This is a genomic window from Micromonospora sp. NPDC006766 (assembly GCF_040636055.1).
Taxonomy (GTDB): Bacteria; Actinomycetota; Actinomycetes; order Mycobacteriales; family Micromonosporaceae; genus Micromonospora.
In genome coordinates this window covers 105,240-127,473 of the sequence record NZ_JBEYIX010000004.1, presented here as the reverse complement: position 1 = coordinate 127,473, position 22,234 = coordinate 105,240, and the positions used below count along the sequence as shown (strand labels likewise).

The window sequence follows — 22,234 nt, the reverse complement described above, 5'->3', positions numbered from 1 at the left end:
GATAACGTGGCGGGTGGACGGCGAGATGAGGGTGGCAATGAGGGAAGTCGAGCTGAGCGGCGGCGACCGGCGCGTCCTGGTGGTCGTGGTCGACAAGGGCGAGGACGCGGTGGCCGCCGTGAACGAGGTGGCGCAGCGGCACCGCATCCGTGGCGCCCGGGTCACCGCCGTCGGCGGGTTCGCCGCCGCGGATCTGGGCTACTTCGAGCGCGAGAAGCGTGACTACCGGACCATCCCGGTCCGGGAGCAGGTGGAGGTCCTGTCCCTGCTGGGCGACATCGCTGAGCACGAGGACAAGGCAGCGCTGCACGTGCACGCGGTGCTGGGCCGCCGCGACGGATCGACCGTCGGCGGCCACCTGCTGCGCGGCGAGGTGTGGCCGACGTTGGAGGTCATCATCTCCGAGGTCGGGGCGAACCTCGCCAAGCGGGTCGACCCGGAGACCGGGCTGGCGCTGCTGGCGGGAACGACCCGCCCGTGAGCGAGCCGTACGCGCACCCGGCGAGGAACGTTGTCGGCCCGCGCGTCAGCCCGACACGCCGGGCCGTCCGAACAGTTGCGCGTAGCCGGATGGCAGCTGGGTCACCACGTCGTTGAGTTCTCCGCCGGACACGGCGTCGGCGATGGTGGACAGGACTGCGCTCGCGTCCCATTCCGCGGTGCGCTCCGTGGCGCCGATGCCGTCGCTGACCCTGTCGAGGAACTCCGTCACGCCGATGCGTGGGGCGCCGCCCGGGGCCGATTTCAGGAAGTCACCGAGCTGCGCCGGCAACTGCGAGCCGAGCTGTCTCGCCTCGTCCGGCGTCAACCGTTCCGCCAAGCAGGCCACCACCACGCTGATGACCTGTTGGGTCTCGGCGGCGCTGTCGTACTCGCCCCGCTCACGAACCTGTGCCACGAACTCCGGATATTTCATCAGGTCGATACCTTTCCGTGGGCTGCCGCAGGTGACTACCCCGCGCGGGTGTCGTCATTCGGGGGCCGCGGCCGCCCGCTCCGGCCTACGCTGCCGGAGGGAAGGTGGGCAGATGACGCAGACCCGGCGGGTGGCGGTGCTCGGCCTCGGCGGCATGGGCGCGCCGATGGCCCGCAACATTCTGCGGGCGGGCCTGCCGACGGCCGTCTGGAACCGCCATCCGGGGCCCGCCCATCAACTGGCCGACCAGGGCGCTCAGGTCGGGTCCAGCCCCGCCGACGCGGCGCGGGGGGCCGACGTGGTGATCACGATGGTGACCGACGTGGACGCCGTCCGCTCCATCGCCTTCGACCAGGGAATGCTGGCCTCGATGGCCGACGGCGCGATCTGGGCACAGATGAGCACCATCGGCGTGGCCGACACCGAACGCCTCGCTCGGCAGGTCGCTGCCGAGCACCCCGGGATCGTCCTGATGGACGCGCCGGTGGCCGGCAGCCGAGGCCCGGCCGAGCAGGGCAAGCTCGTCGTCTTCGCCTCCGGGCCGGAACAGGCCCGGGAGCGAGTCGCCCCGGTCTTCGACGCGGTCGCTCAGCGTACGGTCTGGGTCGGGCCGACGGGCCACGGCTCCCGCCTGAAGCTGGTCAACAACCTGCTGCTCGCCTTCGTGGCCGAGGGGCTCGCCGCGTCGGTCGCGCTCGGCGACGCCCTCGGGTTGGAGCGCCCGGCGGTGCTGGCGGCCCTGCGGGGCAGCCCACTGGTGTCGCCCTGGGCGGCGGAGAAGCTGGAACGGATCGGCCGAGACGACTACACCGCCCAGTACCCCCTGGCCCTCGCCGTCAAGGACGTCAACCTGGCGCTGCGCGAGGTCGATGCCGGCCGGTTCCCGGCCGCCGAGAGCCTCGCCGCCGAGTGGCAGCGGGCGATGGCACAGGGGCTCGGCTCCGCAGACCTCACCGTCGTCACCCGCGCCCTGTCGCCCACCCACCCGGCGTAACGAAAGTCGCGACCGGGTGATGGTGCCGTTGTTCACGATGCCGGTCCGGTGGCTTCGCGCTCAAACAGGCGGTCGAGGTGGTAGGTGAGAACGGCTAGTGCCGTTTGGCCGTCGCGCTGGCCCCCCAGGACGCTGGAGCCGAGTCCGTTGGTGAGGGCCAGCAGGCCGGCAGCCGTTGTCTGCGGATCGACGGTGCGGTCGACCTGATCCGCCTCCTGCGCGGTGCGAAGTTGGGTGGCGATCAGTCGTTCCACCTTGTCCGGGTAGGTGGCGCCGTGCCGGCTCGCCAGATCGGGGTCGGTGAGGGCCAGCGTGTAATAGCCGGTGTACGTCCTGGTCAGTTCAAGGCTCTCGGCGTCGATGGGCAGGATGGCGGTGAGCGTGCCGTACACGACGCTGCGCGGTGTCACCGGCCCTTGGGCGCGGATGCGACTCTCGACCCGGGCGGTCAGCCGTTCGCCGAGGTAGGCCAGGGCGGTGAGAAGTAGTTCCTCCTTGGTATGGAAGTAGTACTGCACCAGGCGGAGGGAGACGCCGGCTTCCGCCGCGACTTCCCGCATGCTGGCCGACTGCAGTCCGCGGGCACTCGCGATGCGCAACAGCGCCTCTCCGATCTGGCGGCGGCGCATCTCGTGGTCTACGCGTCTGGGCATGGTGATCCCTTGCGGTCGGCAGCGTTTCGCCCGGACCTATGCGGACATGCGGCAACGACGGCTGCCGGCCGACATGGTCGAGGTGGACGCTCAGACCAGCTTCGGCGTGACCCGCACGTACACGACCGGCGGTGACGGGGTGCCCTTCGTGCTGCTGCCGGGCGCCGGCGGCAATGCGTTGTCGTGGCACGCGTACGTGCGCCGGCTGCGGACGGCCCGGCCGGTGATCGCCATCGACCCGGTCGGCGAGCCTGGCTGCTCCGTCCAGGAGAAACCGTTACACGACGGTGACGACTGGGCACGCTGGCTGGACGAGACCCTGGCCGCCCTGAACGTGGAACGTGCACACCTCGTCGGCATGTCCTTCGGCGGCTGGGTGGCCCTGGAATACGCCCTGCACCGCCCGGGCCACGCCGAAACGATCACCCTGCTGGATCCCGCCGGCTTCGGTCGTGTCACCGGACGCTTCCTCGCCTGGGTCATGCTGGGCGGCCTGGCGGCATTCGCTCCCCGCCCAGTCCGTCGCCTCGCGATGCTCGGCGAGCGCAGCCAGTACGACGCCGGGTCGGTGGCGTCGAGGATTCAGGCACAGATCCCGACGGCACGCACAGCGGTCTTCCCTGACGCCGGCCACGACCTTTCCGTCCGCTGCGTGGACCTTGTTATCGACAGCGCAATTCGCCTCGCCGACGCCGCAGAAGCGCGAGCGTGACCAGCGACATCGGAAGCGTCGGATCAGTCGGGCCGTCCCGGCCGCGTCAACGGTCGCGGACTCGGCACCGCCCGCCAGTGACGGCGGGTTGACGCGACCTCCGGCAGGGTCGCAGGACGACGTCGGACCGTACGCGCCTCGACCGGTCCAGCGTCTCCCGTACGCCGTCGGAGGAGGCTTCATGATCAGGACGATGGTCCGGATGCGCGCCCGCCCGGGACTCGAATCCGACGTGGAATCGGCGTGGCGCGAAGCCGCCGGGCAGATCGGGGGCCTGGCCGGCAACCTCGGGCACGGCCTGCTGCGCGACGCCATCGACCCGCGCGCGTTCGTCGTCGTCACCGAATGGGCCGACGAGCCGGCGCTGCGGGACTACCTGGCCGGCCCGGTCGCGGCGCGTCTCGCCGCCGCCGTCCGGCCGTTGATCGGGCCAGCCGGGCCGGAGAACCAGCGGGTCATGCACGACGGCGACGGTGGCGGGCCGAGGATCTTCGTGGACGTCGAGCTGACCGTGCCGGCCGGCCGGTACGCCGAGTTCGCCCGCGGCTACCCCGAGGTCACCGCCCGGATGGTCGGGGTGCCCGGGTATCTGCGGGAGGAACTGCTGCGCGAGCCCGACTCGAACGTCTTCCACATCTTCGCGGAGTGGAGCAGCGAGGCGGAGTTCCACCGCTGGATCAGCGACCCGGCCCACGCCGAGCGGGAGGCCGGACCGATCGCACCGTTCCTACTCGACATCCGGCGGCGCCTCTTCCACGCTGCGGCCGACACCGGAAGCGAACCTGAAGCGACCACGGGCAGGGAGGTAGCTGCTGTGCATAGGACAACGGACATACTCGTGGTCGGCGCGGGACCCACCGGGCTCACCGTCGCCGTCGAGCTGGCCCGGCGGGGCATCGAGTGCCGGGTGATCGACAAGCTGGCCACTCCGGCGGGGCAGGCCGACAAGGCCATCGGGGTGCACTGCCGCACGATGGAACTCTGGGAGGACCAGGGCATCGTTCGGGAGGCCATGGACGCCGGGATCTGGCTGACCGGCAACGTGGTGTTCGTCAACGGTGTGCAGACCCACCGGATGAGCTGGGAGCTGCCGGAGCTGCCGTACGCACACCTGGGCCTGCCCCAGTACGAGACCGAGCGGCTACTCACCCAACGCCTGGCCACCCTCGGCGTACGCCCGCAGCGTGGCGCCGAGCTGACCGGGTTCACCCAGGACGACGACGGTGTGCTCGCCACCGTCGCGACCGCCGACGGCGGCACCGAGACTGTACGCGCGACGTACCTTGTCGGCTGCGACGGCGCGCACAGCCGGGTCCGCGAGCTGCTCGGGCTGACCTTCACCGGCGGGCTGGGCCGCTTCCCGCAGCTGTTCATGCTCGGCGACGTCGACGTGGACTGGGACATGCCGGACGGTCACCTGCTGCGGTTCCTGCACGAGACGGACGGCCGGATGGACGGCATGCTGGTGTGCGTGCCGCTGCGCGGCGAGTCCCGGTACCGGATCGCGACGCTCGCGCCGCCCCGGTTCTTCGCGCAGACCGGCGGGCAGGACGCCCCGCCCGGGTTCAGCGAGGAACTCGCCGAACCGACCCTCGCCGACGTCCAGGCCGCACTGGACCAGTTGGCCCCGCCCGGCACGCGGGCATCGAACCTGCGCTGGTCGTCGGTGTTCCGGATCAGCCACGGCATCGTCGACCGGTATCGGGACGGCCGGGTGTTCGTGGCCGGCGACGCCGCGCACCTGCACCCGCCCGCCGGCGGCCAGGGCATGAACACCGGCATCCAGGACGCCTGGAACCTGGCCTGGAAGCTGGCGCTGGCGGTGCGTGGCATCGCGGCGCCCGGACTGCTCGACAGCTACGAGACCGAACGGCGCCCGGAGGGCGAGGAGGTCGTCGGGCGCGCCGTCCGGCTGGCCTTCACCGACGAACTGGACCGCGAGGACCTGAAGCGTCAGTTCCTGCAGGAGATGTCCCTGCTGCTCAGTTACGCCGACAGCCCCCTCGTCGGCGAGTGCGTGTCCGATCCCGACGCGCTGCGCGACGGCCCTCGGCCCGGTGATCGCGCCCCCGACGTCGGCGGCCTGCGCCGGCCGGGGGTCGGGCACCCGCTGCGGCTGCGCGACCTGACCCGCGGCACCCGGCACACCCTGCTGCTCTACGCGGACGCCTCGGCCGACGAGGGGACGCTGGCCACGCTGGAGAAGCTGTACGCCGAGCTGCGCCGGCACACCGCCGAGGAGGTCGACGGATATCTGCTGCTCAGCCCGGACGCCCGGGCGCCGCGGCTGCTGGCCCCGCCCATGGTGCGCGACGCCGACGGCGAGTTCCGGGCGACCTACGGCGTCAGCGGCGCGGCCCTCTACCTCGTCCGGCCGGACGGGCACGTCGGGTTCCGCAGCCAGCCGATCGACGCGGACGCGCTCCGCAAGCATCTGCACCTGGTGTTCGGCGGTGCGCGATGACCCGGGTCCGCACCGTGCTCGCGATGCGTACCAGGCAGGGCTGCGAGGAACGGTTCGAGAAGGAGTGGCTCGCGGCGGCCGAGGAGATCCGTGCGCTGGACGGCTGCCTGCGCCAGGACCTGGTCCGCGACGCCGACGATCCGCGCAGTTATCTGATCATCAGCGACTGGGCGGACCGCGAACGGCTGGACGCCTTCGGCCGCAGCGAGCACCGTGACCGGCTGCTGCGCGTGATCCGTGAGCTGCGCGAATCCGCGCAGCGAAACACGTACCAGGTCCTGCACACCGTGCGCGCCGAGCTTGAGGAGTCGCGTTGACCGACCATGCCGTACGCGGATCCGACCTCTACACCGACGAGTTCGCCGCCGATCCCTATCCCACCTTCGCCCGGCTGCGGGCGGACCGGCCGGTGTGCCCGGTCAGCTCGCCGCGCTTCGACTCGTACCTGATCACTCGTTTCGACGACGCCCGGGCGGCGTTGACCGACCCCCGGCTGTCCAAGGACCTGTACGGCCCCGGTCAGCACTACCTGCGGATCTTCGGGCCGAACTCCGAGGGACTCAACCGGAACATGCTCAACTCGGACCCGCCGGAGCACACCCGGCTGCGGCGGATCGTGTCCCAGGCGTTCGCACCGCGCCGGATCGAGGCGTTGCGGCCCCGGGTGGCGCAGATCGTCGGCGACCTGCTCGACAAGGTCGTCCCGCAGGGTCGGGCCGAGCTGATGCGCGACTTCGCGATCCCGCTGCCCATGACGGTGATCTGCGAGCTGCTCGGCGTACCGGTCGCCGACCACGAGCAGGTGCTCGGCTGGACCCAGGTGATCAGAACATCCGGATCGTCCCGCCGCAGCCCGCAGGAGGAGCGGGCGGCCGTGCAGGAGGCCCAGCTGCGGCTGCACCACTACCTCGCCGACCTGGTGCGAGCCAAACGAGCGCGGCCCGGCGACGACATGATCAGCGCCCTGATCGACGCCTGCGACCAGGACGGGGCACTGGCCGAGCCGGAACTGGTCACCACCACCTTTCTGCTGCTGTTCGCCGGGCACCAGACCACCGCCGACTTCATCGGCAACGCGGTGTTGGCCTTGCTCACCCATCCCGACCAGCTGGAACTGCTGCGCGCCACACCCGGGTTGCTGCCCTCGGCGATCGAGGAGCTGCTCCGGTTCGACGGCCCGTTGCCGGTGGCCAGCCCCCGGATCGCCACCGACGACGTCGAGTACCGGGGCGTACGGATCCCGTGCGGCTCGGTCGTCGGCGTAGTGATCAACTCGGCGAACCACGACCCCGCGCATTTCGCCGACCCGGACCGGCTGGACATCCGTCGGGTACGCGGCCCGCATCTCGGCTTCGGGCACGGCGTCCACTACTGCCTGGGCGTCTCACTGGCCCGAATGGAGGCGCAGCTCGGCATCGCGGCGCTGCTGCGCCGGCTGCCCGGACTGCGGCTCGCCGTGCCGCTCGCCGAGGTACGCCGGCTGCCGGCCGCGTCGCCGTTCCGGGGCCTGCTGGAGCTACCGGTCACCTTCGCCGCTTGAGCACCCGTTCTTCCTGCACACCCAGGTACCAAGAACCCACCCAAGGAGCAGCCATGGTCTTCCGGAACGTGATCGTCTGCCACATGGTTCCCGGCAGTGAAAGCATCGTCGGCGACGTCTTCGGCTACTACGACCGGACCACCCGACCGCAGGACCTCGGTGTCATCGGGCGGATCCTGCTGTCGCACGAGGACCTCTATCTCCACGTCATCGAGCGCAGGCAGGACCCCAAGGTGTCGGGCCAGACCCGTGGCCTGCCGGCGTTCCAGAAGATCGCCGAGGAGATCGGCCCGTACGTGACGCCGTACCCGAGATACTGGAAGAACCCGTCCGACTCGGTGGCGAAGGAGTTCTACCACTGGGCGCCGGACGGGCCGGAGCCCGAGGACACCACGCTAACCGTGATCGTGGGCCGGCTCAAGCCGGGCGCCGAGCCCGACGTGGCGCGCGTCTTCGGTGAGTCCGACGCCGGCTCGCTCCCCGCCGAGCTGGGGGTCACCGGGCGCTGGCTGTACTCGATCGACGACGTCTACGTGCACCTGCTGGAGCAGGACACGTCCGTCGCCGAGTCCCTGCGGCACCACCATCACAAGCCGGCCTTCAGCAAGGTGATGGAAGAGCTCAGTCCGTACATCAGCCCCTACCGTCCGGACCGGTGGCACGGCCACCAGGATTCGCTGGCCAAGGTGTTCTACCGCTGGCGAGCCGAGGACTGAGCGACCGTGGTGGGGGCGTCGGTGGACGCCCCCACCCGCCGTCACTCGTCGACGACGGTGTCCGTCTCGCCGTCGTGCTGGAACCGGACCGGCTGGTGCTCGTCGGGTCGGGGGTTCTGCGACGGCGTGTGGTGCGGGTCCCCGTCCGGGGAGAAGAGCACCTCGTCGGTCTTGTGGGTCTTCTCCTCGTCCTCTTCCGGCTCCGTCACCTGTTACCTCCGGAGGATGCCCCAGCCTTCAGGCTGGGGAGGAATTCGGACTCCGTCAGGAGCGGCCCGGCGAAGCCGGGACGGTCCGAGAACGAAGTTCGCAGGCACACGGCCCGCTTCTTACAGAACAGATATGGTTGGGTACGGTCAGTCCTATGCGGACGGCGTACAAGTGTCGGGCCTACCCGACGCCCGAACAGGCGGCAGTGTTGCGCCGCACGTTCGGATGCGTACGCCTCGTCTGGAACCGCACCCTCGCCGAACGGCACGCCGCCTACCACCAGCGGGGCGAGAAAACCTCGTACCGGCAGACCGACGCCGCGCTCACCGGATGGAAGAAGACCACCGAACTGGCGTTCCTGTCCGAGGTGTCGTCGGTGCCGTTGCAGCAAACCCTGCGGCACCAGCACACCGCGTTCACGAACTTCTTCGCCGGCCGCGCCCGCTACCCGCGCTACAAGTCCCGCAACAGCCGCCAGTCGGCGCACTACACCCGCTCGGCGTTCCGTATGAAAAACGGCGCGCTGCATGTGGCGAAGACGAACGGGCCACTGCCGTTCGTGTGGTCGTTCGACGACGTCGACCTGGCTGCGCTGAATCCGACCATGGTCGTGATCTCCCGCGACCCGGACGGCCGTTGGTACGTGACGTTCGCCGTCGACACCGACACGCCGCGACCGCTCGACGCGACCGGACACGGGATCGGCGTTGACCTCGGCGTCAAGGATTTCGCCGTCACCAGCGACGGCGACAGGATCGCCAACCCTCGCCATCTGGAGCGTAGGGCCCGCAACCTTGCCCGCTACCAGCGGCGCATGGCCCGATGCCAGCGCGGCAGCGCGAACCGGCGCAAGGCCAAGGCGAAGGTCGCTCGCGCGCATCGCAAGGTCCGTAACGCTCGTGCCGACTTCCTCCACCGCACCAGCACCCGCTTGGTCCGGGCCGCGGACACGATAGTGATCGAAGACCTCGCGGTCGCGAACATGGTCCGCAACCGCAGCCTCGCCACGTGCCCAACCTGCCGCACCCGCCACGATCGGGATATCAACGCGGCGAAGAACATCCTTGCGGCTGGTCGAGCCGTAGCCAGGGAGAACCCTGGTGATGCCTGTGGAGCTGATGTCAGACGGCAAGGGTCCTCCCTTCCGCAGTCGGCTGTGAAACAGGAACCCCGCGCTGTGAGGCGCCCGGCATGAGCCGGACCGGCCGCAAGGCCGATGGGACTCCGCCTCCATCAGGAGGGGGAGGAAGTCAAGTCCGCTCCTCGCCTGTGTTTCCACCCTAGGTCGGCGGGGCGGACCGGCGCAGGCGTTCACCGTTCGCCGCCCCGACCCCGGACTGCGGAGGTAATTCCCGGGCGCTCGTCGTACCCGACGGGCAGGATGTCGGCCGTGACACCGCTGACGATCATTAAAGGGGATGCGACCAGCCCGCAGGCCAAGGGCCGCAAGGTGATCGCCCACGTGTGCAACGACCTGGGCGGCTGGGGAAAGGGCTTTGTGCTGGCTATCTCCCGCCGCTGGCCGGAGCCGGAGCGGGACTACCGCGACTGGCACCGGCACCGTGCCGGCAACGACTTCGGCCTCGGCGCCACCCGACTGGTGCGGGTCGCCCCGGACCTGTGGGTGGCGAACATGATCGGCCAGCGCGGCATCCGGCGCGGCAGCGCCGGCCCGCCGATCCGGTACGACGCCGTCGAGCGCTGTCTGTCCTCCCTGGCTGACCAGGTCGAGGAACTGGGCGCGTCGGTGCACATGCCCCGGATCGGCTGCGGCCTGGCCGGCGGGACCTGGACCCGGGTCGAGCCGCTGATCACACGTACCCTCTGCGTCCGGGGCATCTCCGTCACCATCTACGACCGGTGATCCGCGGTCAGATGTTGGCCGAGTCGGCCGGCACGTCGCGGGGCAGCGCGGGCGCGCCGGGGGAGGGCTGCTCCGGCCCGCAGGTGAGGCCGAGGGTGTACGCGGTCATCGACAGCGACCCGTACGCGTACCCGTCGACCAGCACCTCCGGACGGGCCCTGTCGGCCCCGGCCAGCCCGGCCAGGTAGAGCAGGGGGATGAAGTGGTCCGGGGTCGGTACGGCGAGGTCGTAGTCGCGGTGCCCATCCAGCCGGGCCGCCTCGGTCGGGCTGTCCTGCACGATCTCCCGGGCCGCCTCGTCGAAGCGCCGCGCCCAGTCGAAGCCCTCGTCGGTCAGGCGGGGGTTCACCCCGCCCAGGTTGTGCACCACGTTGCCGCTGGCCACCACCAGAACGCCGCGTTCGCGTAGCGGCGCGAGCCGGGCACCGAGGTCGAGGTGGTAGTCCAGCGGCTTGAACGCGTTGATGCTCAGCTGAACCACGGGGATGTCCGCGTCGGGGAAGGCGTGGGTCAGCACCGACCAGGTGCCGTGGTCGATGCCCCACGAGTCGAGGTCGGCGCCGACCCAGGTGGGATGCACCACGTCGCTGATCTCCTCGGCCAACTCGGGCAGGCCGGGCGCGGGATAGCGTACGTCGAACAGCTGCTGCGGGAAGCCGTAGAAGTCGTGGATGGTGGGCGGCCGGGGCATGGCGGTGACGGCGGTGGCGCCGATGTACCAGTGTGCAGAGACCACCAGGATCGCCCGGGGCCGGGGCACCGCCCGACCGAACTCCCGCCAGGCGGCGGTGTAGCGGTTGACCTCCAGGGCGTTCATCGGGTTGCCGTGCCCGATGAACGCCGCCGGCATCAGCGTCTCAGTCGTCTGGCTGCTCATGCCGCCCCCCCGGATCCGTCGTGAGCCGAGGGTAACCCGGGACCGCCGGCGGCACCGGGCGTCCTTGGGGGATCAGCCCGCCGCCTCTCGGGTTTGTCGGTACGTCGGGCGCCGCGAGCCGTAGCGTGCGGAGGTGACCAGTGTGCGTCTGCCCCGGCTGCCGTTTCAGTCGCCGTGACGACCGGCAGTCGGGTGGCGGGCCCGCAACATCGGCACGACGAGCATGCCGGCCACGACCCGGCGATGTTCCGCCGCCGGTTCTGGCTCTGCCTGGCGCTGACCGTTCCCATCGTGGTCACCAGCCACCTGATGATGACCACGCTGCACTACTCGCTGCGCTTTCCGGGCGCCTCGTGGGTCGGGCCGGTGCTCGGCACGGTGGTGTTCGGCTACGGCGGTTGGCCGTTCCTGGTCGGGGCCGTGCGTGAGCTGCGGGACCGGGCGCCCGGCATGATGCTGCTGATCGGAATGGCGATCACCGTCGCGTACCTCGCCTCGGTGGCGACCACGATCGGCGTCTTCCACCTCGACTTCTGGTGGGAGCTCGCCGCGCTGGTCACGATCATGCTGCTTGGCCACTGGCAGGAGATGACGGCGATCGGCCAGGCGCGCGGCACGCTGTCCGCGCTGGCTGCCCTGCTGCCCGATGAGGCCGAGCGTGTAGGGCCGGACGGCAGCGTGCGGCGGGTGGCGGTGGCCGAGCTGCGCCCGGGCGATCTGGTGCTGGTCCGCCCCGGCGGTCGGGTGCCTGCCGACGGGCACGTCGTCGAGGGCGCCGCCGAGTTGGACGAGTCGATGATCACCGGGGAGGCACGGCCGGTGCCGCGCGCGACCGGGGACCGGGTGGTGGCGGGCACGGTCGCCACCGACTCGGCCCTGCGGGTGCGGGTCGACGCGGTGGGGGAGGACACCGCGCTGGCCGGTATTAAGCGGCTGGTCGCCCAGGCGCAGCAGGCCGGCGGCCGGTCTCAGGCGCTCGCCGGCCGGTTCGCCGCGTGGCTGGTCTACGCGGCCACCGCCACCGCCGGAGTCACCCTGGTCGTGTGGGCCGCGCTGGGTCGGGTCGACGAGGCCGTGGTCCGCACCGTCTCCGTGCTGGTGATCTCCTGTCCGCACGCCCTGGGCCTGGCCATACCGCTGGTCATCGCCCTGTCCACCAGCGTGGCGGCCCGGGGCGGGATCCTGGTGAAGGACCGCCTGTCACTGGAGCGGATGCGCGGCGTGGACGTGGTGCTGATCGACAAGACGGGCACCCTCACCAAGGGGCAGCACACCCTGACCGGGGTGGCCACCGCCGACGGCCTCGCCGAGGACGAGGTGCTGCGGCTGGCCGCCGGGGTGGAGGCCGACAGCGAGCACCCGCTCGCCCGGGCCGTCGTCGCGGCGGCCCAGCGGGTCGGCCCGGCTGCCGGCGCCGATTTCCGCTCCCTGCCGGGCCGCGGGGTGCGGGCCACCGTGGCCGGGACGGCGTACGCGGTGGGTGGACCCGCCCTGCTGCGCGAGCTGGCCGCCGAGGTCCCCGACGGGCTGCGTCGCGTCGAGGAGGAGTGGGCGGCGCGGGGCGTCGCCGTGCTCTATCTGGTCCGCCTCGACGCCGCCCCGCGGGTGGTCGGTGCGCTCGCGCTTGAGGACGAGGTACGCCCCGAGGCCCGCCAGGCAATCGTCGAGCTGCGCCGGCTCGGGATTCGGAAGATTGCGATGATCACTGGGGACGCGCGGCCCGTGGCCGAGGCAGTCGCGGCCGACCTCGGCTTCCGTCCCGATGTGGACGAGATATTCGCCGAGGTGCTGCCCGCCGACAAGGATGAGATCGTCGTGCGCCTGCGGGAGCGCGGCCACCGGGTGGCGATGGTGGGCGACGGCGTCAACGACGCGCCCGCCCTCGCCCGCGCCGACGTCGGGCTGGCCATCGGCGCCGGTACGGATGTGGCCATCGAGTCCGCCGGGGTGGTGCTCGCCTCCTCCGACCCGCGCGGGGTGCCCGCCGCTGTCCGGCTGTCGAAGGCGTCCTGGCGCAAGATGGTGCAGAACCTCGTCTGGGCGGCCGGCTACAACGTGGTGGCGATCCCGGTGGCCGCCGGGGTCTTCGCCTGGGCCGGTGTCTCGCTCAGCCCGGCCGCCGCCGCCGTGCTGATGTCCACCTCGACGATCGTCGTCGCCCTGAACGCCCAGACGCTGCGCTGGGTACGGCTGACCCCGGAGGCCCCGCGATCCCGCTGACCACCGCGATCGCTTCGCCTGCCCCTGGTATTTGCGAGCGCGATACCGTCCTTCCTGCCGCAGATGCGAGCGACTAGGGTGACCGCGTGACGATGTTCCGGATCGGTGAGGCCGCCGAGCTGCTCGGGGTCAGCGCGGACACGGTCCGCCGCTGGATCGACGCGGGTCGGCTGCCGGCGACCCGCGACGAACACAGCCAGCGGATCATCGACGGCGTCGACCTGGCCGCCTTCGTGCGCGCACCGGGGCACCCGGAGCTGTCGTCCGCCCGTAACCGGCTGCGCGGCATCGTCACAGCCGTCGTCAAGGACACCGTGATGGCCCAGGTCGACATCCAGGCCGGGCCGTTTCGGATCGTCTCGCTGATGAGCCGCGAGGCTGTCGACGACCTCGACCTTCAGGTCGGCTCGGTAGCCGTCGCCGTGATCAAGTCGACCACCGTCGTGGTGGAACGCGCCCCCGCGCCCAAAGGGAGGACCAGCTCGTGACCGTACGGTGGATCCGCGCCGCCCTCGCCGGGGCGGCCACGCTGGCCCTCGGCCTGACCGGCTGCGGCGGCGACCAGCCGGCGGCCACCGACGGCGGTGGCCCGGTGACCGTCTTCGCGGCCGCCTCGCTCACCGGTTCCTTCACGAAACTCGGTAAGGACTTCGAGGCCGCCCACCCCGGCACCACCGTCACCTTCAACTTCGCCGGCAGCTCCGCGCTCGCCACCCAGATCACCCAGGGCGCCCCGGCCGACGTGTTCGCCGCCGCCTCACCCGCCACGATGAAAATCGTCACCGACGCGGGCGACGCCGCCGGTGACCCGGTCACCCTGGTCCGCAACCAGCTCGTCATCGCCGTACCCAAGGGCAACCCGCAGCGGGTCGGCGGCCTGGCCGACCTGGGCCGGCCCGGGGTGAAGGTGGCGCTCTGCGCCGAGCAGGTGCCGTGCGGCGCGGCGGCGAAGACGGCGCTCGGCGCGGCCGGCGTGCGGCTCACCCCGGCCACCCTCGAGCAGGACGTCAAGGGCGCGCTGGCCAAGGTGAAGCTCGGCGAGGTCGATGCCGCCCTGGTCTACCGCACCGACGTCCGCGTCGCCGCCGGTGAACTGGACGCCGTCGAGTTCCCCGAGTCGGCGCAGGCCATCAACGACTACCCGATCGTCGTGCTGAAGCACGCCGGCAACCCGGAGCGCGCCCGCGCCTTCGTCGAGTACGTCCGCTCCGACGCGGGCCGTGCCGTGCTCACCGCCGCCGGCTTCCAGGCACCGCAGAGCCAGTGAGCCCGCGCCCCCGGCAACGGGTGCCGCTGGCCCTGCTGCTCCCCGCCGGTCTCGGCCTGATCTTCCTCGTCCTGCCGCTGCTCGGGCTGCTGGCCCGCACACCGTGGGCCAGCCTGCCCCGGCGGTTGGCGCAGCCGGGCGTGCTCACCGCGCTGCGGCTGTCGCTGGAGACCGCCACCCTCGCCACCCTGCTCTGCGTCGCCCTCGGCGTACCCCTGGCGTGGCTGCTCGCCCGGGTCGAGTTCCCCGGCCGGCGCCTGGTGCGAGCCCTGGTCACCGTGCCGCTGGTGCTGCCCCCGGTGGTCGGCGGGGTGGCGCTGCTGCTGGTCTTCGGCCGGCGGGGCCTGCTCGGAGCCGGGCTGGAGGCCGCCTTCGGGGTGACCCTGCCGTTCACCACCGCCGCGGTGGTGCTCGCCGAGGCATTCGTCGCCATGCCGTTCCTGGTCATCGCCGTCGAGGGCGCCCTGCGCGGCGCCGACCCCCGGTACGAGGAGGCGGCGGCCACCCTCGGCGCCGGGCGCTGGATCACCTTCACCCACGTCACCCTGCCGCTGGTCGCCCCCGGCGTGACGGCCGGCGCGGTGCTCTGCTGGGCCCGCGCGCTCGGCGAGTTCGGCGCCACCATCACCTTCGCCGGCAACTATCCCGGCCGAACGCAGACCATGCCGCTCGCCGTCTACCTGGCCCTGGAGACCGACCTGCAGGCCGCGATCGTCCTCAGCCTCATTCTGCTCGTCGCCTCCGTCGCCATCCTCGCCGGGCTGCGCGACCGCTGGGTGAGCAGCCCATGACCGCGCCGCCCCTGCTCGACGCGCACCTCGTCGCCGACCGGGGCGCCTTCCACCTGGACGTCCGGCTGCGGATCGCCGCCGGCGAGGTGGTCGCCCTGCTCGGCCCGAACGGCGCCGGGAAGACCACCGCCCTGCGCGCCCTAGCCGGGCTGCACCCGCTGCGCGCCGGGCACCTCACCCTCGACAGCATGGACCTCGACCGGCCCGACCGGCGGACGTGGATCCCGCCGGAACGGCGGGCGGTGGGCGTGGTGTTCCAGGACTACCTGCTCTTTCCGCACCTGACCGCGCTCGACAACGTCGCGTTCGGCCCGCGCCGGCGGGGCGCCGACCGGCGTACCGCCCGGGCTCGCGCACAGGCCTGGCTGGACCGGGTCGGCCTGGGCGGGCAGGCCCGGCACAAGCCACGCCAGCTCTCCGGCGGGCAGGCCCAGCGGGTCGCCCTGGCCCGGGCGCTCGCCGTCGAGCCGACCCTGCTGCTGCTCGACGAGCCGCTCGCGGCGCTGGACGCGCGGACCCGGCTGGACACCCGAGCCGAACTCCAGCGGCACCTCGACGACCATCCCGGCGCCACCCTCCTGGTTACCCACGACCCCCTCGACGCCCTGGTGCTCGCCGACCGGCTGATCATCGTCGAGCACGGCCGACTGGTCCAGGAGGGCGACGCGGCCACCGTCACCGCCCGGCCCCGCACCGACTACGTGGCCCGGCTGGTCGGGCTCAACCTGCACCGGGGCCGCGCCGACGGGCACACGATCACCGTCGGCGGGCTCACCCTCACCGCGGCCGACCGGGTGCACGGGGACGCTTTCGTCGCCTTCCCGCCCGCCGCCGTGGCGCTGCACCCGGCTCGCCCCGACGGCAGCCCGCGCAACGTCTGGCCGGCCACCGTGGCCGGGGTGCAGCGACACGGCGACAACCTGCGCGTCCAACTCGCCGGGCCGGTCGCCGTCGCCGCCGACGTCACCCCCACCGCGGCGGCCCAGCTGCGACTGCGCCCCGGGCAGACCGTCTGGGCGGCGGTGAAGGCGGCGGAAACCCGGGCGTACCCGGCCTGACCGGCCGTCACCAGCCCCGACCGGCGTCATCGCGGCGCGTGCTCCGCCGGCAAAGGTGACGGACGCCTCGTGGACGGGACACGATCCACGAGGCAGGTTTGACCTGGTCAGGGGTGCGACGACGAGAGGGGTGCCGGGTGCCCGACACGACCCACAACCGGTCCAGCCACGAGGTGGACCTGCCGGACGACGTGACCGACCCGCTGCTGTGGCGGCTGGCGTACGACGTCGCTGTGGCCCACCAGCCCGACGCGACGGGCCGTTGCCCCAGCCTGCTCTGCGCCAAGCAGAGCGCGCCCTGCGAGCCGCTGGTCAACGCCGAGCGGGCGATGCGCCTGGCCCAGGAGGTAACGCCGCAACCCGCGTGGAGCCCGGCGACCTGGCACTGGCGGCGCGAGGCGGCCTGACCGGCACGACCATCGGGTCGCCGGACCGGGTGGTCCCGGTCGTCGTGGCGGCCGTGCGGTTGCGCCACAGCCAGGCCACGTCGCGGCCGAACGACTCGACCAGCAGAGCCAGCGCGCCCGCGACCAGCGCGGTCGCCGCCACCGGGGGCAGCACCCCGGCGGCCGCGACCACCAACACCACGCCCTGCACCGCCGCGACGACCTTGCGCCAGTACCGCGGCGGCAGCGTGCCCCGCATCCACGGCAGCGGCCGGCCCGCCGCGACGAAGGCGTACCGCATGCCGCCGACGGCCAGCACCCACACGCCGACCACCGGCGCGAGGTGGACGCTGAGCACCAGGATCAGGAACGCGTCCACCTCCATGTCGAAGCGGGCGCCCAGCCCGCTCGCCGTGCCGGTCCGCCGTGCCACCCGGCCGTCGACCGCGTCCAGCGTCAGCGCCACGGCGGCGAGTGAAACCAGCACCGCCACCGGCGCCGGCCCGCCCGAGCCCGGCGCTGCCACCGCCACCGGCCCGCCCGAGCCCGGCACGACCAGGGCCAGCACCCCGCCGACCAGCACCGCCCGGGCCAGCGTCACCCGGTCCGCCGGGCCGAGCCGGTCCGTGCCCGCGGCCCGCAAACCGCGCCGGAGCAGCCCGCCGAGCGCCACACCGTACGCGAGCCCGGCGAGCCAGCCCGACACGCCGACACCGACCGTGCCGGCGAGCCCGGCCAGCAGCACGGACTGCCCGATCAGGCCGACCATTGGGCCAATTCGCACCGTGGACATCCGGCCTCCGCGTCTATGATCGACAACCCTGACATTCAACACGGGATGTCCGGCCGTCCGGTCCGGTCCACGTCGGAAATGGGGCAAACGGTGATCGGCGACGCTCAGGCCTTCTGGCTCCGCGCTCCCGGCGAGGGCGAGATCCGCCGGGTCGTCCTGCCGGTGCCCGGCCCCGACGAGGTGTTGATCCGGACCCGCTACTCCGGCGTCAGCCGGGGCACCGAGACCCTGGTCTTCACCGGCCGGATCCCCGCCGACCAGTACGCCACCATGCGCGCGCCCTTCCAGGAGGGCGACTTCCCGGCCCCCGTCAAGTACGGCTATCTGAGCGTCGGCACCGTCGAAGAGGGCCCCGCCGAGCTGCGCGGGCGCACGGTGTTCTGCCTGCACCCGCACCAGACCGCGTACGTGGTGCCGGCCGACGCCGTGGTGGTCGTACCCGATCACGTGCCCGCCGCCCGGGCGGTGCTGACCGGCACGGTGGAGACCGCGGTGAACGCGCTCTGGGACGCGGCGCCGCTGGTCGGCGACCGGGTGACCGTGGTTGGCGCCGGCATGGTCGGCTGCTGCGTCGCCGCCCTGCTGGCCCGTTTCCCCGGCGTACACGTCCAGCTCGTCGACACGGACCCGGCGCGGGCCGAGGTGGCCGCCGCGCTCGGGGTCGACTTCGCGCCGCCCGCCGACGCGGCCGGCGACCGGGACCTGGTGGTGCACGCCAGCGCCACCGCCGACGGCCTGCAACGCGCCCTCGACCTGCTCCGCCCCGAGCGCACCGTGCTGGAGCTGAGCTGGTACGGCGACCGCCCGGTCACCCTCGCCCTGGGCGGCGCATTCCACTCGAAGCGGCTGCGCATCCGCAGCAGCCAGGTCGGCACCGTGTCACCCCGGCGGGCCGACCGAAGCTACGCCGACCGGCTGGCGCTGGCCCTGGACCTGCTCGCCGACCCGGTGTTCGACGCGCTGCTCACCGGCCCGTCCCGCTTCGCCGACCTGCCCGACGTGCTCGACCGGCTCGCCGCGGGACGGCTGCCCGCGCTCTGCCACCTCATCACCTACCCCGAGGAGCGACCGTGTTCAGCGTGACCGTGCGGGACCACATGATGATCGCCCACAGCTTCCGCGGCGAGGTGTTCGGTCCCGCCCAGCGGCTGCACGGCGCCACCTTCGTCGTCGACGCCACCTTCCGCCGGGCGGAACTGGACGCCGACGGCATCGTGGTCGACATCGGCCTGGCCACCGAGCAGCTCAAGGCCGTGCTCGGCGCGCTGACCTACCGCAACCTCGACGACGAGCCGGCCTTCGCCGGGGTGAACACCACCACCGAGGTGCTGGCCCGCACGGTCGCCGACCGGCTCGCCGAGGCCGTGCACGCCGGACGCCTCGGCGAGGGCGCCCGCGGGCTCGCCGGGATCACCGTCACCCTGCACGAGTCGCACGTGGCCTGGGCCAGCTACGAGCGGTCACTCTGAGGCGATGGCGACCGTCCACGTGGTGCTGCCCGGCGACATCGACGACCCGGCCACCCCCAGCGGCGGCAACGCCTACGACCGGCGGGTCTGCCAGGGGCTCGCCGCGCGCGGCTGGACCGTCCGGGAACATCCCGTGCCCGGTGGCTGGCCGCACCCCGGGGCGGGGGAGCGGGCCGCCGTCACCGGGGTGCTCGCCGCGCTGCCCGCCGGCGCGCTCGTCCTGCTCGACGGCCTGGTCGCGTCCGTGGTGCCCGAGGTGCTGACCCCGCACGCCCGGCGGCTACGCCTGACGGTGCTGGTGCACCTGCCGATGGAGGACACGGCCGAGGCCCGGTCCCTGGCCGCGGCGACCGGCGTGATCGCCACCAGCGAATGGACCCGCCGCCGGCTGCTCGACCGCTATCCGATCCCCGCCGACCGGGTGCGGGTCGCCGCGCCGGGGGTGGAGCCCGCGCCGTTGTCCCCCGGCTCACCGGACGGCGGCCGGCTGCTCTGCCTCGCGGCGGTCACCCCACGCAAGGGGCACGACGTGCTCGCCGCCGCGCTGGCCCTGCTCGCCGACCTGCGCTGGACCTGCCACTGCGTCGGGCCGCTCACCCGGGACCCGGGCTTCGTCCACCGGCTGCGCCGGCAGATCGCCGCCGCCGGCCTGGCCGACCGGTTCCGGCTGCCCGGTCCGCGCACCGGCGCCGCCCTGGACGCCGCGTACGCCGCCGCCGATCTGCTGGTTCTGCCGTCCCGGCAGGAGACGTACGGAATGGTGGTCACCGAGGCGCTCGCGCGGGGCGTACCGGTGCTGGCCAGTGACACCGGCGGGCTGCCCGAGGCGCTCGGGCACACGCCGGACGGCCACCGGCCCGGCTTGCTGGTGCCCCCCGACGACCCGGCGGCGTTGGCGGGCGCGCTGCGCCGCTGGCTCACCGATCCGAGCCTGCGGGACCGGCTGCGCCGCGCGGCCCGGCAGCGGCGGGACACCCTCACCGGTTGGGCGGTCACCGTGGACCGTCTCGCGGCGGCCCTGAAGGAGGCGACCGCGGCGTGACCACCCGACTCCCTTTCGAATTCGCCGACTGGCTGCGGTTGCGCGAGCCCGCCGACGCGGCGGCCCGGTCGGCCGAACTCGTGGACGTGCTCCGCCGCCAGCTGCCCGCCGAGCGGCCCGTGGTCGTGCACGACCTGGGCAGCGGCACCGGCTCGATGGCCCGCTGGCTCGCGCCCCGACTGCCCGGCACGCAGCACTGGGTGCTGCACGAGTGGGACGCCGGCCTGCTGGCCCGCGCCCCCAGCGAGCTCCACGCGACCGACGGCGGCCCGGTCACCGTGGCGACCCGCAACTCCGACATCACCCGGCTGACCGCCGCCGACCTCGCCGACGCCCACCTGATCACGGCGTCGGCGCTGCTGGACATGCTCACCGCCGAGGAGGTCGAGCGGATCGTCGCCGCCTGCGCCGGCCACCCGACGTTTTTCGCGCTCACCGTGGTCGGCCGGGCGGAGTTCACCCCGGCCGAACCGCTCGACGCGGACTTCACCGCCGCGTTCAACGCCCACCAGCGCCGCACCGTCGACGGCCGGGCCCTGCTCGGGCCGGACGCCGTGGACGTCACCGTGTCGGCCTTCCGCCGTCAGGGGGTCGACGTGCGGGTCCGGTCCAGCCCGTGGCGGCTCGGACCCGAGCACCCGACCCTGACCGCCGAGTGGCTGGCCGGCTGGCTCGACGCGGCCGTCGAGGAACGGCCGGAGTTGGGCCGCGCGGTGGGGGCGTACCGCAACCGGCGGCTGGCGGCAATCGACGCCGGCCGACTGCGCGTGGTGCTGCACCACGTCGACCTGCTGGCCGGCTGCCTGCTCGGCGGGTCGGCAACCGTCGGTGATCCCGCCTACGGTGAGGGGAGGTGTGCGAAGCCGGCGCGTCCGGCAGCCCCGGACGGAGGATGACGATGGACGACACACTGCCCACGGCCACGGTCCGGACCCAGGTCACGGTCCCGCTGCGGTTCCCCGACGGTTACGTCACCACCGCCCGGGTGCACTCCTTCCACGGCCTGGTCGACGGCCGCGAACACCTCGCCTTCGGGCTCGGCGACCGGGCGGGCACCGCGCGGCGGCCGGCGTCGCACACCGAGCTGCCACTGGTCCGCCCGCACAGCGAGTGCCTCACCGGCGACGTGTTCGGCAGTCAGCGCTGCGACTGCGGGCCGCAGCTGCGGGAGGCGGTCGAGCGGATCGCCGAGACCGGCGGATACCTGCTCTACCTACGCCAGGAGGGCCGGGGCATCGGCCTGTACGCCAAGCTCGACGCGTACGCCCTGCAGGACGGGGGCCTCGACACGTTCGAGGCGAACGTCGCGCTGGGTCGGGGCGCCGACGAACGCGACTACACGGTGGCCGCGCAGATGCTCGCTGCGCTGGGCGTGACTCGGGTGGCCCTGCTCAGCAACAACCCGGACAAGGCCGCCCAGCTCGACCGGCTGGGCGTGGCGGTGGTCGACCGGGTGCCGACCGGGGTGCACCTGTCGCCGGCGAACGCCGATTACCTGGCGGCCAAGATGACCCACGCCGACCATGCCCTCGACCTGCCCTTCGTGCCATGAGCGCCCGGCCGTACGTGCTGCTCAGCTGCGCGATGTCGATCGACGGCTACATCGACGACGCCACCGCCGAGCGGCTGCTGCTCTCCAACGACTCCGACCTCGACCGGATCGACGCCGTCCGGGCCGCCTGCGACGCGATCCTGGTCGGCGCGGCCACGGTCCGCCAGGACGACCCGCGGTTGCTGGTGCGCTCGGCCCGGCGGCGGGCCGAGCGGGTGGCGCGTGGCCTGCCCCCGTCGCCGGTGAAGGTCACCGTCACCGGCAGCGGCGACCTCGACCCGACCGCCCGCTTCTTCACCCTCGGCGACGGCGCGAAACTGGTCTACTGCCCGACCGGCTCGGCGGAGCGGACCCGGGAGCAGGTGGGCGCGGTGGCGACCGTGGTCGACGCGGGCGAACCGGTCACCCCGGCGGCCGTGCTCACCGACCTCGCCGCCCGGGGCGTACGCCGGCTGATGGTGGAGGGCGGCGGCAGCGTGCACGCCCAGTTCCTCACCGCCGGCCTCGCCGACGAGTTGCATCTGGTGGTCGCGCCGTTCTTCGTCGGGGACCGCCGGGCGCCCCGGTTCGTTCGGGACGGGCGTTTCCCGTGGCATCCGGGCCGCCGGGCCCGCGTCGTCGAGGTACGGCAGATCGACGACGTGGTGCTCACCCGGTACGCCCTCTCCGACCGCTGCCCGCCGGGCTGACCCTCGATCCGCGCGGCGGCC

Annotated in this window: 25 protein-coding genes and 1 pseudogene; 21 read left to right on the top strand and 5 right to left on the bottom strand. The window is 73.0% G+C overall.

What is annotated here, in order from left to right; all coding sequences use genetic code 11:
- The first annotated feature begins 37 nt into the window (after positions 1–37).
- Positions 38–481, top strand: coding sequence for a PPC domain-containing DNA-binding protein (locus ABZ671_RS07845; RefSeq protein WP_357853002.1), 444 nt, complete (start codon positions 38–40; stop codon positions 479–481).
- Positions 482–526: 45 nt separating this feature from the next.
- Here the strand turns inward: ABZ671_RS07845 and ABZ671_RS07840 are convergent, their stop codons facing one another.
- Entirely contained in the window at positions 527–916 is a 390-nt protein-coding gene (locus ABZ671_RS07840) for a DUF2267 domain-containing protein (RefSeq protein WP_357852998.1), read from the bottom strand.
- A 112-nt stretch (positions 917–1,028) separates the two neighbouring features.
- Between ABZ671_RS07840 and ABZ671_RS07835 the strand changes: the two genes are divergently transcribed.
- Positions 1,029–1,910 (top strand): NAD(P)-dependent oxidoreductase, encoded by an 882-nt coding sequence (locus tag ABZ671_RS07835; protein ID WP_357852995.1) that lies wholly within the window; start codon positions 1,029–1,031, stop codon positions 1,908–1,910.
- Between the two features lie 32 nt (positions 1,911–1,942).
- Here ABZ671_RS07835 and ABZ671_RS07830 read toward each other — a convergent pair whose 3' ends face one another.
- A complete protein-coding gene (locus ABZ671_RS07830) occupies positions 1,943–2,539 on the bottom strand; it encodes a TetR/AcrR family transcriptional regulator (RefSeq protein ID WP_357852992.1) in 597 nt (198 codons plus the stop codon).
- Positions 2,540–2,561: 22 nt separating this feature from the next.
- Here ABZ671_RS07830 and ABZ671_RS07825 point away from each other — a divergent pair, with 22 nt between their 5' ends.
- The 5 genes from ABZ671_RS07825 (at position 2,562) to ABZ671_RS07805 (ending at position 7,995) form a co-directional block, all read left to right on the top strand.
- The gene (locus ABZ671_RS07825; protein ID WP_357852989.1) at positions 2,562–3,275 is read left to right on the top strand and encodes an alpha/beta fold hydrolase; all 714 of its coding nucleotides are present in this window, start codon (positions 2,562–2,564) and stop codon (positions 3,273–3,275) included.
- A 181-nt stretch (positions 3,276–3,456) separates the two neighbouring features.
- Entirely contained in the window at positions 3,457–5,739 is a 2,283-nt protein-coding gene (locus tag ABZ671_RS07820; RefSeq protein WP_357852985.1) for an FAD-dependent monooxygenase, read from the top strand.
- A gap of 23 nt (positions 5,740–5,762) precedes the next feature.
- Entirely contained in the window at positions 5,763–6,056 is a 294-nt protein-coding gene (locus tag ABZ671_RS07815) for an antibiotic biosynthesis monooxygenase (protein ID WP_357852983.1), read from the top strand.
- The gene (locus tag ABZ671_RS07810) at positions 6,053–7,279 is read left to right on the top strand and encodes a cytochrome P450 (RefSeq protein ID WP_357852980.1); all 1,227 of its coding nucleotides are present in this window, start codon (positions 6,053–6,055) and stop codon (positions 7,277–7,279) included. Before ABZ671_RS07815 ends, ABZ671_RS07810 begins: the two co-directional genes overlap by 4 nt.
- Positions 7,280–7,332: 53 nt before the next feature.
- Entirely contained in the window at positions 7,333–7,995 is a 663-nt protein-coding gene (locus tag ABZ671_RS07805) for a TcmI family type II polyketide cyclase (protein WP_357852977.1), read from the top strand.
- A 41-nt stretch (positions 7,996–8,036) separates the two neighbouring features.
- Here the strand turns inward: ABZ671_RS07805 and ABZ671_RS07800 are convergent, their stop codons facing one another.
- Positions 8,037–8,204, bottom strand: coding sequence for a hypothetical protein (locus ABZ671_RS07800; RefSeq protein ID WP_198940372.1), 168 nt, complete (start codon positions 8,202–8,204; stop codon positions 8,037–8,039).
- Between the two features lie 155 nt (positions 8,205–8,359).
- Here ABZ671_RS07800 and ABZ671_RS07795 point away from each other — a divergent pair, with 155 nt between their 5' ends.
- Together ABZ671_RS07795 and ABZ671_RS07790 are read left to right on the top strand one after the other, a co-directional pair.
- Positions 8,360–9,400 (top strand): RNA-guided endonuclease TnpB family protein, encoded by a 1,041-nt coding sequence (locus ABZ671_RS07795; protein ID WP_357852972.1) that lies wholly within the window; start codon positions 8,360–8,362, stop codon positions 9,398–9,400.
- Positions 9,401–9,586: 186 nt separating this feature from the next.
- Positions 9,587–10,069: a macro domain-containing protein gene (locus ABZ671_RS07790; RefSeq protein WP_357852969.1), complete on the top strand. Its 483-nt coding sequence runs from the start codon at positions 9,587–9,589 to the stop codon at positions 10,067–10,069.
- 7 nt (positions 10,070–10,076) lie between these two features.
- Here ABZ671_RS07790 and ygiD read toward each other — a convergent pair whose 3' ends face one another.
- The gene (gene ygiD / locus ABZ671_RS07785; protein WP_357852965.1) at positions 10,077–10,946 is read right to left on the bottom strand and encodes a 4,5-DOPA dioxygenase extradiol; all 870 of its coding nucleotides are present in this window, start codon (positions 10,944–10,946) and stop codon (positions 10,077–10,079) included.
- 243 nt (positions 10,947–11,189) lie between these two features.
- Between ygiD and ABZ671_RS07780 the strand changes: the two genes are divergently transcribed.
- The 6 genes from ABZ671_RS07780 to ABZ671_RS07755 all read left to right on the top strand — a co-directional run bounded on the left by ABZ671_RS07780 (position 11,190) and on the right by ABZ671_RS07755 (position 16,689).
- Positions 11,190–13,166 (top strand): heavy metal translocating P-type ATPase, encoded by a 1,977-nt coding sequence (locus tag ABZ671_RS07780; RefSeq protein WP_357853235.1) that lies wholly within the window; start codon positions 11,190–11,192, stop codon positions 13,164–13,166.
- Between the two features lie 86 nt (positions 13,167–13,252).
- Complete coding sequence (locus ABZ671_RS07775) at positions 13,253–13,654, top strand: TOBE domain-containing protein (RefSeq protein ID WP_357852962.1); 402 nt, start codon at positions 13,253–13,255, stop codon at positions 13,652–13,654.
- Positions 13,651–14,433: a molybdate ABC transporter substrate-binding protein gene (modA, locus tag ABZ671_RS07770; protein ID WP_357852959.1), complete on the top strand. Its 783-nt coding sequence runs from the start codon at positions 13,651–13,653 to the stop codon at positions 14,431–14,433. Before ABZ671_RS07775 ends, modA begins: the two co-directional genes overlap by 4 nt.
- Positions 14,430–15,224: an ABC transporter permease gene (locus tag ABZ671_RS07765; protein WP_357852956.1), complete on the top strand. Its 795-nt coding sequence runs from the start codon at positions 14,430–14,432 to the stop codon at positions 15,222–15,224. The genes modA and ABZ671_RS07765 overlap by 4 nt, the downstream gene beginning before the upstream one ends.
- On the top strand, positions 15,221–16,282 hold the full coding sequence (locus tag ABZ671_RS07760; RefSeq protein WP_357852953.1) for an ABC transporter ATP-binding protein: 1,062 nt from the start codon (positions 15,221–15,223) through the stop codon (positions 16,280–16,282). Before ABZ671_RS07765 ends, ABZ671_RS07760 begins: the two co-directional genes overlap by 4 nt.
- Positions 16,283–16,419: 137 nt before the next feature.
- The gene (locus ABZ671_RS07755) at positions 16,420–16,689 is read left to right on the top strand and encodes a hypothetical protein (protein WP_357852950.1); all 270 of its coding nucleotides are present in this window, start codon (positions 16,420–16,422) and stop codon (positions 16,687–16,689) included.
- Positions 16,690–16,738: 49 nt separating this feature from the next.
- Here ABZ671_RS07755 and ABZ671_RS07750 read toward each other — a convergent pair.
- Positions 16,739–17,461, bottom strand: a pseudogene (locus ABZ671_RS07750) (CDP-alcohol phosphatidyltransferase family protein); the annotation flags it as partial.
- A 78-nt stretch (positions 17,462–17,539) separates the two neighbouring features.
- On the opposite strand from ABZ671_RS07750, the gene ABZ671_RS07745 reads away from it, so the two are divergent.
- From ABZ671_RS07745 to ABZ671_RS07720, 6 genes are read left to right on the top strand one after another with little or no spacing between them, the layout of a single operon-like run.
- A complete protein-coding gene (locus ABZ671_RS07745) occupies positions 17,540–18,544 on the top strand; it encodes a dehydrogenase (RefSeq protein WP_357852947.1) in 1,005 nt (334 codons plus the stop codon).
- Positions 18,532–18,930, top strand: a complete 399-nt coding sequence (locus tag ABZ671_RS07740) for a 6-carboxytetrahydropterin synthase (RefSeq protein ID WP_357852944.1) — start codon at positions 18,532–18,534, stop codon at positions 18,928–18,930. The genes ABZ671_RS07745 and ABZ671_RS07740 overlap by 13 nt, the downstream gene beginning before the upstream one ends.
- 4 nt (positions 18,931–18,934) lie before the next feature.
- Positions 18,935–19,972 (top strand): glycosyltransferase family 4 protein, encoded by a 1,038-nt coding sequence (locus tag ABZ671_RS07735; RefSeq protein ID WP_357852941.1) that lies wholly within the window; start codon positions 18,935–18,937, stop codon positions 19,970–19,972.
- A complete protein-coding gene (locus ABZ671_RS07730) occupies positions 19,969–20,868 on the top strand; it encodes a class I SAM-dependent methyltransferase (RefSeq protein ID WP_357852938.1) in 900 nt (299 codons plus the stop codon). The genes ABZ671_RS07735 and ABZ671_RS07730 overlap by 4 nt, the downstream gene beginning before the upstream one ends.
- A 2-nt stretch (positions 20,869–20,870) precedes the next feature.
- Positions 20,871–21,524, top strand: a complete 654-nt coding sequence (gene ribA, locus ABZ671_RS07725; RefSeq protein ID WP_357852935.1) for a GTP cyclohydrolase II — start codon at positions 20,871–20,873, stop codon at positions 21,522–21,524.
- Complete coding sequence (locus tag ABZ671_RS07720) at positions 21,521–22,213, top strand: dihydrofolate reductase family protein (protein ID WP_357852932.1); 693 nt, start codon at positions 21,521–21,523, stop codon at positions 22,211–22,213. Before ribA ends, ABZ671_RS07720 begins: the two co-directional genes overlap by 4 nt.
- The last annotated feature ends 21 nt before the right edge of the window (positions 22,214–22,234 follow it).